Genomic DNA, 13,105 nt, shown 5'->3' on the forward strand with positions numbered 1-13,105 from the left:
CACTCTGCGGGAATAATACTTACCTAGGCTGTTAGTTCCTGTATGGGTCGGATTTGCCGCAGGCAATGGCGCGCCGCCGCAGCAGGCGCCGTTCCTGCTCATTGGCGGTGAGCGAGGCGGCGCGCTGGAACTCCCGGCGCGCCTCCTCCAGGCGGCCGAGCTTGAACAGCAGGTCACCGCGCACGCTCGGCAGCAGGTGATAGCCCTTCAGGCTCAGCTCGCCGCTCAGGCCGTCGACGATCTCCATGCCTGCCAGGGGGCCGAACGCCATGGCCACGGCTACCGCGCGATTGAGCTCCACCACCGGCGAGGGGGTCAGCTGGGCGAGGGCGTCGTAGAGCGCGGCGATGCGGCCCCAGTCGGTCTCCTCGGCCAGGGCTGCCCGGGCGTGGCAGGCGGCAATGGCGGCCTGCAGGCTGTAGGGACCGAGCGCGGCGCCGATGGCAACGGCCCGCTCCAGTGCCGCCAGGCCGCGCCGGATCAGCAGCGGGTCCCAGCGCGCGCGGTCCTGATCGAGCAGCAGAATCGGCTCGCCATCGGGGTCCACCCGGGCATGGATGCGTGACGCCTGGATCTCCATCAGGGCCACCAGGCCGTGCACCTCCGGCTCACGCGGCATCAGTTCGGCGAGGATACGGCCGAGTCGCAGCGCCTCGTCGCACAACGCCGGACGTACCCAGCGATCGCCCGCGGTGGCCGAGTAACCCTCGTTGAAGATCAGGTAGATCACCTCCAGCACCGAGCCGAGCCGGCCGGTGAGCGCCTCGCCGCGCGGCACTTCGAACGGCACCCGGGCCGCGCTGAGGGTGCGTTTGGCGCGCACGATGCGCTGGGCAATGGTCGGCTCCGCGGCCAGGAAGGCGCGCGCGATCTCATGGGTGGTCAGTCCTCCGAGCAGCCGCAGGGTGAGGGCCACGCGCGCCTCGGGCGACAGCAGCGGGTGGCAGGCGGTGAAGATCAGACGCAGCAGGTTGTCGCCGATATCGTCATCCAGGGCCATGTCGATGGCCTCCTGAAAATCGGCCTGGGCGGTGGCGTGCCGTACATCCAGTTCGTACCCCAGTTGCCGGTGCTTGCTCTCCAGCAGCGGGTTGCGCCGCAGCTGGTCGCGGGCGCGGTTTTTCGCCGTGGTCATCAACCAGGCGGCCGGCCGCTCCGGGATCCCGTCCTCCGGCCAGTGCTCCAGCGCGGCCACCAGGGCATCCTGGGCGAACTCCTCGGCGCGACCGATGTCGTGGGTCAGGCGGGCCACCACGGCGATCACCTTGGCCGCCTCGATGCGCCAGACGGTCTCGATGGCACGCCGGGTGTCGCCCGCGCTCATGGTCCCTTAACTCTCCACATGGATCATCCAGGGTACGCCGAAGCGGTCCGCGAGCATGCCGAAGGCGGGAGAGAAGAAGGTCTCTTCCAGCGGCATTTGCACCTGGCCACCCTCGGCGAGCAGTCCGAACAGCTTTTCGGCCTGATTAACGTCCTTGGCATTCAGGGTCAGGGCGAAGCCCTGGAACCGCGTCTCGCCCGAGCAGTTGCCATCACTGCCCATCACGACGCTGTCACCGATCCTCAGGTTCATGTGCATCACCTTGTCGGGATCATCGACCGGGCAAATGGACGGGTCCGGGGCCTCCGAGTAGCGCAGCAGGGCGACGATCTCGGCGCCGAGCGTGGCCTGGTAGAAGTGGGCCGCCTGTTCCGCGCAGCCTTCGAAAAAGAGATAGGGTTCGATACGCATGGTCTGTCGCTCCTGTGGTTTCCGGTTACTCTCCGCCGATCCCCATGTCGCGGAATCGTTCCAGTGTCTCGGAAGGTTCGAAATCCTCCAGTTCAAACAACTGACGGATCTCGATCTCCGCCCTGCCGCGGTCGATCGACGGGTTGGGGAAGCGGCGCGCCCACTCGATCGCCTCCTCGCGCGAGGCCACCTGGATCAGGGTATAGCCGGCAATCAGCTCCTTGGTCTCGGCGAACGGACCATCTATCACACTGCGTTTGTCTCCGTCATAACGGATCCGCCACCCCTTGGCGCTGGGCTGCAGCCCGGAGCCGTCCAGCAGCACACCTGCCTTGATCAGCTCCTCGTGATAGGCGGCCATCTCGGCCAGCAGCGCCTCGCCGGGCATCACTCCGGCCTCGGAATCCTTGGTGGCTTTTACAATGATCATGAATCGCATCTGGGTACCCTCACGTTTCAGGTGGGCCGGCCGGCGCCAGCTACTCGTCGACAATTATCTCGAAGCCGCCATAGATCATGCGGCTGCCGTCAAACGGCATCGGATTGGCCTCCGGATTCAACCGGGGATCGGCCATCGCCTTCTCCATGCCCTGGTCGCGCGCCTCGCGTGACGGCCACAAGATCCAGGAAAACACCACCGTCTCCTCCGCTTTGCACTTGACCGCCATGGGAAACGAGGTGACTTCACCCTCCGGCACGTCGTCGCCCCAGCACTCGACCAGTTTCAGCGCCCCGTACTCCTTGAACACCGCGGCGGCGGTCTGCGCGGTCTTTTTGTATAACTCTCTGTTCTCGGTGGGTACCGCGAGTACGAATCCGTCGATATATGACATGATGTTGCTCCTCCGTTCTGATCGGCTGCGTCAGCCGATTTCTCGATCCTTTCCATTTTGTCCCTGTTATCCTGACGACGGGCGAAGCGGGGTGAAATCGACAGCCTCCGATATTTTTTTGTATTTTGTTAATCAACCCGTAACCAGTTGTCCGGACGGTACGGGAGCCGCCGCCCCCCTTCGTGCCGGAGGCGCTATCCGGGTTTACTGCACCTGTAGGAGCGGCTCTGCCGCGAAAGGCGATCGCGATTCACAGGGGTCGGAGTCAAATCGGTCCAACGGCCGGGGGTGAATCAGACCTTATGGCCGATTTGACTCCGACCCCGGCATGGTCAATCAACCGGCGTAACAGGGCGCCAGTTCGCGCACCTCCACCGTCGCCCAGCGGGCCGCCGGGCACTGCCCGGCGATGGCGATGGCCTCCTCCCGGGTGACGTTGTCGAGCAGAAAAAAGCCGCCCACCATCTCCTTGGCCTCGGTGAAGGGGCCGTCGCGCAGTTGCGGCTGGCCATCGCGTACCTGCACCCGCACGCCCTGGCGGTCGCCGAGCAGGGATTCGCTGGCGCGCAGCAGGCCGCGGGCGGCCAACCCCTCACCGAAACGCACCATCTCGGCGTAGGCCTGGTACCCCTCCGCCTCCGTGCGTTGCGCGCGCTGGCCGTGGGGTTCCAGGATCAGCAACAGGTAGGACATGGTTCTCCTCCTCTGGAGTTAGTTAACTCGACAAAGCCGAGGGCTTGGTGGGTGAGTGCCTCAAAGGTGCCACTACATCATGGGCCGCCCAGAGTGGGTGGACGACTTTTCATGCCGGCGGCGCCTTCCCAATCCCGGATCGGTAAAAAACCTTTACTCTCGCCAAGGCGCAAAGAACGCAAAGTCAAAAAAAGATCTGTTTTCCTTGGCGTGCTTGGCGTGCTTGGCGTCTTGGCGAGAGTTCAACTGTCATTAAGAGACACCTGCCAGCGGGGCCGGAGTCGGCTTTGACTCCGGCCCCGGCATGTCAATCCGCCTCCGACCCCTGCGGGCGCAGACCGCCTCCCGGGTGGTGACTGGGGGCGTGGGGTGACCGGTGCGGTGCCAGGTGGGGCCGCTGCTCGAAATCTTCCGGACTGGTGCGCAGCCGGTGATCGGTGACCAGCCGGTAGAACAGCGGGATGAAAAAGATCGCCAGGAAGGTCGCCGCCAGCATGCCGCCCACCACCCCGGTGCCCACCGCGTGGCGCGCCCCGGCACCGGCGCCGCTGGAGATGGCCAGCGGCAGCACGCCGAGGATGAACGCCAGCGAGGTCATCAGGATCGGCCGGAAGCGCAGCCGCGCCGCCTCCATGGCGGCGGCGGTGGCGGAGTAGCCTTCGCCCTTCTTCAGCAGGGCGTACTCGACGATCAGGATGGCGTTTTTCGCCGCCAGGCCGAGCAGGGTCACCAGGCCGATCTGGAAATAGACGTCGTTGCTGAGCCCGCGCAACCAGACCGCGGCCAGCGCCCCGAAGGTGCCGAACGGCAGCGCCAGCTGCACCGAGAGCGGCAGCGACCACTTTTCGTACTGGGCGGCGAGGATCAGGAACACCATCAGTACCGCCAGGCCGAGCGCCAGGTTGGCGGTGCCGCCGGAGCGCTTCTCCTGGAACGAGGCGGAGGTCCACTCGTAGCTGAACTCCGCGGGCAGAGTGCGGTCGGCGATCTCCTCGACGATCTGCAGCGCCTGCCCGGAGCTGATGCCGGGTGCCGCATTGCCGAAGATCTTTACCGCCTGGACGTTGTTGTAGCGGTCCAGGGTCTCCGGCCCCGAGGTGTAATCGACCCGGGCCAGCGCCGACAGCGGTACCTGGTCGCCGTTGTTGGTCGGCACATAAAGCGCGCCGATGTCCCGCGGGGTGGCGCGATAGCCCGGTTCGGCCGACATCTGCACCTGCCAGGTGCGGCCGAACTTGTTGAAATCATTCACGTAGAGGGTGCCCAGGGTGGCTGCCACGGTGGTGAACAGCGTGTCGATGTCGACCCCCAGCAGTTTCGCCTTGGCCCGGTCCAGATCGACATAGAGCTGCGGCACCCGCGAGCGCCACAGCGACAGCGGCTGGACGATGCGCTCGTCCTTGCGCAGCTCCGCCAGCAGCTGTTCGCTGGCGGCCGCCAGTGCCTTGGGTCCGTCCTCGCCGCGGTTCTGCAGGTAGAGCTCGAAGCCGCCGGCATTGCCGAGACCGAAGATCGGCGGCGGCCCGAAGGCGATCACCAGGGCCTCGCGGATGCCGCCGCTCTTCGCCATCAGTTGGCCCACCATGTCGTCGGTGGAGCGCTGGCGCTGGTCCCAGTGGCGCGCGGCGACGAAGATGGTGGCGGCGCTGTTGCGGAAGCCGCCGCCGAGAAAATCCAGTCCGGCGAAGGCCACCACGTGTTCGGCGTCGGGATCGGCGCGCATGATCTCGATCACCTCCTGCGTCACCGCCTCGGTACGGCTGAGGCTGGAGCCGTCCGGCAGGTAAACGGCGCCGATGTAGTAGCCCTGGTCCTCGTTCGGCACCAGGGAGCCGGGGGTGATCTGCCACAGGAACACGGCCGCGCCGACCATCAGCAGGTAGAGCACCACGGCCAGCCCGGCGCGCCGCAGCAGGAAGCCGACGCCGGCCAGGTAGCCGTTGGTGAAGTGGGCGAAACCGCGGTTGAATGCAGTGAAGAAACGCCCCGGGTGGCGGCCCTGGTTCTGCAGGATGAGCACCGACAGGGCCGGGGTCAGGGTCAGGGCGACGAAGCCGGAGAGGATCACGGCAATGGTGATGGTGACGGCGAACTGGCGGTACAGCTCGCCGGTCAGGCCGCCCAGGAAGGCGATGGGGATGAACACCGCGCACAGCACCAGGACGATGGCGATGACCGGCCCGGTCACCTCGCGCATCGCTTTCAGCGCCGCCTCGCGCGCCGCCAGCTTCTCTTCGTGCATGATGCGCTCGATGTTCTCCAGCACCACGATGGCGTCGTCCACCACGATGCCGATGGAGAGCACCATGCCGAACAGGGTGAGGGTGTTGATAGTGTAGCCGAGCAGGTGCAGGCCGACGAAGGTGCCGAGCAGCGACACCGGCACCGCGATTACCGGGATCAGGGTGGCGCGCCAGTTCTGCAGGAACACGAACACCACCAGCACCACCAGCACGATCGCCTCGCTCAGGGTCTTGATCACTTCACGGATCGACACCTCGACAAAGCGCGTGGTGTCGTAGGGGATCGAGTAGGTCAACCCCTCCGGGAACTGTTTTGCCAGTTCGGCGACGGTCGCCTTGACCTCGTCGCCGACCGCCAGCGAGTTGGCCCCGGGCTGCAGGAAGATGCCCACCAGGGTCGCCGGCTTGCCGTTGTAGAGGCCGGTGAAGTCGTAATCCCGGGAACCCAGTTCGATGCGTGCCACATCCTTGAGCCGCAGCAGGGCGGTGCCCTCGCCGGCACGCAGGATGATGTCACCGAACGCCTCCGGGCTCGACAGGCGGCCGCGGGCATTGATTGTATAGACCAGATCCTGGCCGTCGCCGATCGGCGGCTGGCCGATCTTGCCGGCGGCAAACTGGGCGTTCTGCTCACGGATGGCATCGGCGATCTCGTTCGCGGTGACGCCGAGGGCGGCCATGCGGTCCGGCCGCAGCCAGATGCGCATGGCGTAATCCTTGGCGCCGAAGATCTGCACGTTGGTGGTGCCGGGGATGCGCTTCAGCCGGTCCAGCACATTCAGGGTGACGTAGTTGCTGGTGTAGAGGTCATCGAAGCGGCCGTCCGGCGACAGGAAGGCGAGCACTTGGAGGAAGGCCGAGGAGCCCTTCTCCACCGTCACCCCCTGGCGGCGCACCTCCTCCGGCAGGCGCGGCTCGGCCTGCTTGACCCGGTTGTTGACGTTGAGGGCCGCCTGGTCCACGTCGCTGCCGATCTCGAACGTGGCCTGGATCTCCAGCACCCCGTTGGAGGCGGAGGTGGAGCTCATGTACATCAGGTTCTCGACACCGTTGATGGTGTTCTCCAGCGGCGCGGCCACCGTCTGCTCGATGGTCTCGGCCGAGGCGCCGGGGTAGATCGCCCGTACCGTCACCACCGGCGGGGCGATCTCCGGATACTGGGCGATGGGCAGGATGCGCATCGCCAGCAGGCCGGCGAGCACCAGGAATATCGACAGCACGGCGGCGAAGATCGGCCGGTCGATAAAGAATCTGGACAACATGTTAGTGCTCCGTCAATGTGATAATTGCGATTTCAGTGAGCTTGTCAGCGTTCATGGCAAGGCGCGCCTCGCCGGCAATGGCCGGCTCCCTTGGCAAGAGGCGCAACGCCGTCCATGGGCGCTGACAAGCTCACCCTTCGGGCGTCCCTGTGGCGTCCCTGTGGCGTCCCTGTGGCGTCCCGCAGCCGCGTTGCAGCGCTTGACAAGGGAGCCCGCCATTGCCTGCGCACTGCGCCTTGCTGCGAAACGCCACAGGGGCGCTGAATCCGTAATTATCACGTTGACGGAGCACTAGTACCCCTCAGCGGGCTGCGCCAGCGCCGCCGTCGGCGCGCTGTTGGTGGCGGGCGTTGCCGGCGCGGGGGGCTGGGTCTGGATCGGCATGCCGGGGAAGAAGATGCGCGCCGTGCCCTCGATCACCACCCGGTCGCCCGCCGCCAGCCCGGAGCGGATCACCCAGAGGGATTCGCCTTCGGCCATGTCGGGCTGCTCCACCCACTGGCCGACCTCGACCGGCCGGGGTTGGGCGGTGGCGGCGCCGTTTTCGCCCTGGCCGACCACGTAGACAAACTTGCCCTTGGCGTCCTCCTGCACCGCGCGTTGCGGCACCGCCAGGGCGTTGGGGAGGATACCCCCGGTGATCCTTACCCGAACGAACTGGCCGGGACTGAGCCGGGCCGCCGGATTGGGCAGGATGGCCCGTACATCGTAGGCGCCGGTGCGCGGATCGGTCCGGTAGTCGCTGAAATCGACCTGTCCGGCGTACGGATAGGCGGAACCGTCGGCCAGCCGCACCTCGACCCGGGTCTGATCCGGCGGCGGCAGTGTCAGGGTGCCTTCGGCCAGCTGGCGGTCTATTTCCAGGCGCTCGTTCTCGGCGATGGAAAAACGCACGTGCAGCGGGTCGACCTGGGCCAGCCTGACCAGGGGGCCGCTGGTCGGCGAGACCAGCGAGCCCTCCACCTGCAGGGCACGGCCGATACGGCCGTTGATCGGCGCCTCCACCCGGGTATAGTCCAGGTCCAACTGGGCCTGGGACAGTTCCGCCTCGGCAGCGGCCACCCCGGCGCGGTGCAGGTCACGGTTGGAGCGGGCATCGTCCAGGTCGCGCTGGCTCACTGACAGGGACTTGACCAGCGGGGTCAGCCGTTTCACCTCCCGCTCGGCCTGGGTGAGGCGCGCGTGGGCCTCGGCCAGGTTCGCTTGCGCCACCCGCTTGCGCGCCTCGAACGGGGCGCGGTCGAGCTGAAACAGCGGCTCGCCGGCCTTGACTCGGCCACCCTCGTCGAACAGCCGCTGCTCGATCAGCGCGGTGACCCGGGGACGGATCTCGATCTCGCGCGACGCCTCCAGCCGGCCAACGTACTCAAACTCCGCCGGCAGGTCCCGGGGCTGCAACGCGACCACCGTGACCTGCTGCGGCGGCATGGCGCCATCCGCCGGTTGCGATTCGCTCTCGCTGCAGCCGGTCAGCTGCAGCATCAGCACGCCGATGGCCAGGCCGACGCAGGCGGGGCGGATCTGCCTGGTTATGCTCATGCGGCCTGTACCTCGGGCCGATGCGGGAAGGGGTGGGTTGTCATGACGGAAACTCCATATCTATCAGTTGTGTATGTTGGGGGCGATGGCGGGTCGGGGCAGCCGGCTATGGCGTCGCTCACTTCAATGTTAATCGCTCTCCGGGCCTCACCGGTTACCCGACTCCGCCCCGATTGCCCGTAAACCGCCGTATCTTCCTGGTAGACGAATGAATCAGCGCCAGATCGACACCGGCTGTCGCATCGGTTCTGTCATGCCGGCGGTGTTTTCAGTACGGGGGGAGCCGATCGATTTGCGAGGCTGGCTGCCGATCCCGATGTGAGGCGGTGTGGTCAACAGGGAAGCTGTCGTGTCGGATGGTCGTGTAGGGTGGCTCCTCATGATTTCCCTCTGTCTCGCGCGTCGCTCCATGTCGGGCGCTGCCCGATGTTCCTGTTACGGCCCCGTCGAGCAATGATACAGAGTGATAATAGTCCATATATCGGAACTGCACGCGGATTCTACCTCATTGTTTAAATAGGAAAAAAGCACAAGAAATACCGGCTTTTTGTGGAGGGGCGGTTGCGTCCGAGGAGGTGGAATCAGGCTGATTGAGTTCGGGTTTTTGGTGAATGCGGGAGAAACCACGGATGGACACGGATAAGCACGGATTGCTATTCGGGGGAGACAACCGGGATTTGGGGCGGATTAGTTTGCATCCGAACCCTGAACGTTATCGTCCAGGGCGATCGGGAGGGCCAGCCGGTAGCCGACCCCTTGCACGGTGATGATAAAGCGTGGATGGGCCGGGTCATCACCCAGCTTGTTGCGCAACTGGCCGACCAGTACCCGCAGGTAGTGGGTCTCCTCCTGCTGTGCTGGGCCCCAGACGGTGCGCAGGATCTGTTGGTGGGTGAGCACCTGGCCCGGTGCGGCGATCAGCAGACGCAACAGCTCATACTCTTTTTTGGTCAGGTGGATGGGGCGATCGTCGATAGTCACCTCGCGTTGGGAGAGATCCACCCGCAGCCCCTGTGACTCGAACAGGCGTTGGCTCGCCGACGGCTGCCGGGCATCACGCAGCACCACCCGGATGCGCGCCATCAGTTCACTGATGCCGAAGGGTTTGGTGACATAGTCATTTGCGCCGGCATCCAGGGCCGCCACCTTATCGGTTTCGTCGGCGCGCACCGACAGGACGATGATGGGGACCGGGGACCACTCCCGCAGGCGGGCGATGAACTGCTGGCCATCCAGATCGGGCAGCCCCAGGTCGAGAATGATCAGGTCCGGTGGCCGGGCCGCGCACAGCGCCAGGCCCTCCTCACCGAGGCGCGCCTCGCACACGGCGTAGTGGTGCGCCTCCAGGCTGATGCGGAGAAATTTGCGGATCTGTGCCTCGTCTTCAACGATCAGGATGGTCTCTTGCGGCATCGCTGTCATTCTCCCGGTTCCGGCTGTCCGACCGGCAGCCGGATGCACATGCAGGTGCCGTGGCCATCCGGCCCATCCCCGGCGGTGACGCTGCCGCCATGCGCCATGATCATGCCCCGGACAATCGCCAACCCCAGGCCGGTGCCCTGGCGGTTGCCGCGATCCCCCTGGCGCGCGGTGTAGAACATATCGAATATCTTTTCCCGCTCCCCGGGCGGGATGCCGGGGCCCTGGTCACACAGGCGGATCTCCACCTGACCATCGGCATAAGCGGCGCCGAGGAGGATACGTCCGTCGGCCGGTGAAAAGCGCAGCGCATTGTCCAGCAGGTTGACCAGCGCCTGCTCGATCAGTACCCCGTGTACCCAGAGCAGTGGCACATCTGCAGCGATATCGATCGACAGGGGCCACCCCTCCAGGGGGTCGCGCATCCGCTCCACGGCGCTGGCGACGATATCGTGCAGATCGACCCAGTCGCGCCGCAGACTCAGGGTGCCCTGACCCAGGCGGGTCATATCCAGCAGGTTCTGAATGTGACGGTCCAGCCGCTGCGCCTCTTCGACCACGGTTTTCAGTAGTTCGATGCGGTTCTCGCTGCTGAAACTGTCACCGTACTCCAGCAGGCTGGTGGTGGAGCCGATGATGGAGGCGAGGGGGGTGCGCAGATCGTGCGATACCGACGACAGCAGGGCGGAACGCAGCTGTTCGGTTTCCGAGACCAGTCGCGCCTGTTCCAGGTCCGCCACCAGCTGGGTGCGGTGCAGGGCGATCGCTGCCTGATCGCACAGACTGCGCGACAGTTGCAGCTGCTCATCCTCCAGCTCCTCGCTGTGGACCGCCAACAGGCCGACCGGCTCGCGGTCGGCGATCAGTGGCAACAGTTGCCAGGGGCCGTGGGTGACAGGATCGGATCGCCCTTCTACCCAAGCCTGGGTCATGTCGATGGCTGGCGGTGCGGCGAACAGCGCGGTGCCCGCTCGCGGAGTCGCAACGCCCTGGCTGTCCGGGAGATAAACCGCCACCGGGCAGTCGAGGGCGTGCGCAAAGTGATCCACCAGGGTGTCCAGCACCGCTTCGGTATCGGTAGCCGACGACATGCGCCGGCTGAACTCATAGAGGTTGGAGATGCGCTGCAGGGAGAGCCGGCGCTTGAGCATCTCCTGGTGCATGCGGGCCGCCAGCTTGCCGGTAATGGCAGCCATCAGCAGGAAAAAGATCAGGGTGGCCACATCGCCGTCGTCGGCCACGTCGAAGGTGTAGAAGGGCGGGGTGAAAAAGAAGTTGAAAGTCAGAAAACTGAGCACGCTGGCCACCAGCGACGGCCCCAGGCCGGTGCGCGCGGAGATGATCAGTACCCCGGTCAGGAACAGCAGGGAGAGGTTGGCATGGGGCATCAGACGATGCAGCAGGAAGGCCAGGCTGGCCGACACCAGGACGATGAGAATGGCCTCGGCATAGGCCATCGGCTTCCGGGTGAACGGATGATCGGGGCTGCTGTTGTCGATCACTATGGGCATGGTTACCGGTTTTCCGCGTTTCGGATCCTGGATGGATGGGCGTCATTGTGCGGCCTGCCGTGATCGCAATAAATAAAAAAAGCATAAAATTTTTACACTCTTTTTATGTGACCAGGCAGGAGGCGGTTCCGATAATAGGGCATTGCTTGGTTGTGGCGTTACCGCTTGGTCCTATGAACCCCTCCATCATTGCCCATGTCCTCGGAATCTGGCTGCTTCTGTTCAGCGGCAGCCTGCTGCCGCCGCTGATCATATCGCTACTCTATCACGATGGCGAGACGCTGCATTTTTCCCTACTGGTGCTGTTCAGCCTGATCAGCGGGTTGGTGGTCTGGTTGGCATCGGCAAAACACCGGACCCAACTGCGCACCCGCGATGGTTTCATTATTGTGGTGTTGCTGTGGCTGGTGACCAGCCTGCTGGGCATGCTGCCGTTTATCTTCGGCCTCGATTTGAGTGTTGCGGACGCCCTGTTCGAATCGGTGTCGGCCTTCACCACCACCGGTGCCACGGTGATCACCGGCCTGGATGATCTGCCGCCCTCGATACTCTTTTTCCGCCAGGAGATGCAGTGGCTCGGCGGCATCGGCGTGGTGGTCTCGGCCATCGCCCTGCTGCCCATGCTGGGTATCGGCGGCATGCAGATGTTCAAGGCGGAGACCCCGGGGCCAATGAAGGATGAGAAGCTGACCCCGCGTATTGCCCACACCGCCCAGGCGCTGTGGAAGCTCTATCTGGTGATGACCCTGGCCTGCGCGCTGCTCTACTGGGCCGGCGGCATGTCCCTGTTCGATGCCGTGGCACACAGCCTGACCACCGTCTCCACCGGCGGTTTCTCCACCCATGATGCCAGCCTGGGTTACTTCGACAGTGTCTTTATCGAGAATGTGGCGACCCTGTTCATGCTGCTCGGCGGGATCAGTTTCAGCGTCCATTTCCTGGTCTGGAAACAGCTCTCTTTTCGTCCCTACTGGCAGAGCGTGGAGGTCCGGGTGTTCCTGTTACTGGTCCTCGCGGTGATCCTGGTGACCAGTGCGGTACTCTATTTCGAGGGGGCCCGGGACAGCCTGCTGGAGTCCCTGCGCTACGCCTCGTTTACCGTCGCCTCAGTGGTGACCAGCACCGGGTTCGGTATCGACGACTTTTCCGTCTGGCCCACCATGCTACCGCTGCTGCTGATCCTGATCAGCTTTGTCGGCGGCTGTGCCGGCTCCACCGCCGGCGGCATGAAAGTGATCCGCTTCGTCATCATGGGCAAGGGGGCTGGACTGGAGATCCAGCGGCTGATGCACCCCTCCATGATCAGATCGCTGCAGCTGCAGGGCAAGGTGATCGACGTGCGGGTCGCCGACGCGGTGCGCAGCTTCTTCAGTGTCTATGTCGCCACCTTCGTATTGTTCATGCTGTTTCTCATGGGCCAGGGCCTGGATCACGTGACGGCCTTCAGCGCGGTGGCCACCTGCATGAACAATCTCGGCCCCGGGCTGGGTGACGTGGCCAGTAACTTCCAGTCGGTGTCCGATTCGGCCAAGTGGATACTCTCCTTCGCCATGCTGCTGGGCCGCCTGGAGATCTTCACCCTGCTGGTGGTGTTGAGCCCCGCGTTCTGGCGCCGCTGAATCCCCGGCCTTCCACAGACTCCTGAGAACAGGCGATACACCGTCTGAAAACGTAGGATATTTCCGCAAATGGGCTATCTGTGACCGATGTCTGATTCGCGCCCCGATTCTTGACTAAAATACTAATATATTTCCGGTGGTGATCTATAGTTGAGGTCTGTTCCCCTATGAAGGCCGTTCTGTTACCCCGCTAGGGCCATGGCGTCGGGTTCGCGGCGGGCCTGGGGAGCCATGCCGGGTGGAAACCTCTG

General features: G+C 64.8%; 10 protein-coding genes. 1 reads left to right on the forward strand and 9 read right to left on the reverse strand.

Annotated features, from left to right (window positions below):
- Positions 1-31 precede the first annotated feature (31 nt).
- From O9K64_RS00150 to O9K64_RS00190, 9 genes are all read right to left on the reverse strand, one after another.
- The gene (locus tag O9K64_RS00150) at positions 32-1,324 is read right to left on the reverse strand and encodes an RNA polymerase sigma factor (protein ID WP_275096035.1); all 1,293 of its coding nucleotides are present in this window, start codon (positions 1,322-1,324) and stop codon (positions 32-34) included.
- Between the two features lie 6 nt (positions 1,325-1,330).
- Complete coding sequence (locus O9K64_RS00155; RefSeq protein ID WP_275096036.1) at positions 1,331-1,735, reverse strand: VOC family protein; 405 nt, start codon at positions 1,733-1,735, stop codon at positions 1,331-1,333.
- A 25-nt stretch (positions 1,736-1,760) separates the two neighbouring features.
- The gene (locus tag O9K64_RS00160) at positions 1,761-2,165 is read right to left on the reverse strand and encodes a YciI family protein (protein WP_335342204.1); all 405 of its coding nucleotides are present in this window, start codon (positions 2,163-2,165) and stop codon (positions 1,761-1,763) included.
- A gap of 49 nt (positions 2,166-2,214) precedes the next feature.
- The gene (locus O9K64_RS00165; protein ID WP_275096038.1) at positions 2,215-2,568 is read right to left on the reverse strand and encodes a DUF1428 domain-containing protein; all 354 of its coding nucleotides are present in this window, start codon (positions 2,566-2,568) and stop codon (positions 2,215-2,217) included.
- A gap of 336 nt (positions 2,569-2,904) precedes the next feature.
- The gene (locus O9K64_RS00170; protein WP_275096039.1) at positions 2,905-3,261 is read right to left on the reverse strand and encodes a YciI family protein; all 357 of its coding nucleotides are present in this window, start codon (positions 3,259-3,261) and stop codon (positions 2,905-2,907) included.
- A 307-nt stretch (positions 3,262-3,568) separates the two neighbouring features.
- Complete coding sequence (locus O9K64_RS00175; RefSeq protein WP_275096041.1) at positions 3,569-6,766, reverse strand: efflux RND transporter permease subunit; 3,198 nt, start codon at positions 6,764-6,766, stop codon at positions 3,569-3,571.
- Between the two features lie 291 nt (positions 6,767-7,057).
- Positions 7,058-8,305 carry an efflux RND transporter periplasmic adaptor subunit gene (locus O9K64_RS00180; RefSeq protein ID WP_275096043.1) on the reverse strand — a complete coding sequence of 416 codons (1,248 nt, stop codon included), beginning with the start codon at positions 8,303-8,305 and terminating at the stop codon, positions 7,058-7,060.
- A gap of 687 nt (positions 8,306-8,992) precedes the next feature.
- On the reverse strand, positions 8,993-9,718 hold the full coding sequence (locus tag O9K64_RS00185; RefSeq protein WP_275096044.1) for a response regulator: 726 nt from the start codon (positions 9,716-9,718) through the stop codon (positions 8,993-8,995).
- Positions 9,719-9,723: 5 nt separating this feature from the next.
- On the reverse strand, positions 9,724-11,235 hold the full coding sequence (locus O9K64_RS00190; protein ID WP_275096045.1) for a DUF4118 domain-containing protein: 1,512 nt from the start codon (positions 11,233-11,235) through the stop codon (positions 9,724-9,726).
- Positions 11,236-11,408: 173 nt separating this feature from the next.
- Here O9K64_RS00190 and O9K64_RS00195 point away from each other — a divergent pair, with 173 nt between their 5' ends.
- Positions 11,409-12,854, forward strand: coding sequence for a TrkH family potassium uptake protein (locus tag O9K64_RS00195; RefSeq protein ID WP_275096046.1), 1,446 nt, complete (start codon positions 11,409-11,411; stop codon positions 12,852-12,854).
- The last annotated feature ends 251 nt before the right edge of the window (positions 12,855-13,105 follow it).

Source organism: Sedimenticola hydrogenitrophicus (assembly GCF_029017505.1).
Taxonomy (GTDB): Bacteria; Pseudomonadota; Gammaproteobacteria; order Chromatiales; family Chromatiaceae; genus Sedimenticola; species Sedimenticola hydrogenitrophicus_A.

What these genes read in the sequence shown, in the direction of transcription:
- O9K64_RS00150 (WP_275096035.1), bottom strand. Translation starts at nt 1,324, where the DNA reads ATGAGCGCGGGCGACACCCGGCGTGCCATCGAGACCGTCTGGCGCATC.
- O9K64_RS00155 (WP_275096036.1), bottom strand. Translation starts at nt 1,735, where the DNA reads ATGCGTATCGAACCCTATCTCTTTTTCGAAGGCTGCGCGGAACAGGCG.
- O9K64_RS00160 (WP_335342204.1), bottom strand. Translation starts at nt 2,165, where the DNA reads ATGATCATTGTAAAAGCCACCAAGGATTCCGAGGCCGGAGTGATGCCC.
- O9K64_RS00165 (WP_275096038.1), bottom strand. Translation starts at nt 2,568, where the DNA reads ATGTCATATATCGACGGATTCGTACTCGCGGTACCCACCGAGAACAGA.
- O9K64_RS00170 (WP_275096039.1), bottom strand. Translation starts at nt 3,261, where the DNA reads ATGTCCTACCTGTTGCTGATCCTGGAACCCCACGGCCAGCGCGCGCAA.
- O9K64_RS00175 (WP_275096041.1), bottom strand. Translation starts at nt 6,766, where the DNA reads ATGTTGTCCAGATTCTTTATCGACCGGCCGATCTTCGCCGCCGTGCTG.
- O9K64_RS00180 (WP_275096043.1), bottom strand. Translation starts at nt 8,305, where the DNA reads ATGAGCATAACCAGGCAGATCCGCCCCGCCTGCGTCGGCCTGGCCATC.
- O9K64_RS00185 (WP_275096044.1), bottom strand. Translation starts at nt 9,718, where the DNA reads ATGCCGCAAGAGACCATCCTGATCGTTGAAGACGAGGCACAGATCCGC.
- O9K64_RS00190 (WP_275096045.1), bottom strand. Translation starts at nt 11,235, where the DNA reads ATGCCCATAGTGATCGACAACAGCAGCCCCGATCATCCGTTCACCCGG.
- O9K64_RS00195 (WP_275096046.1), top strand. Translation starts at nt 11,409, where the DNA reads ATGAACCCCTCCATCATTGCCCATGTCCTCGGAATCTGGCTGCTTCTG.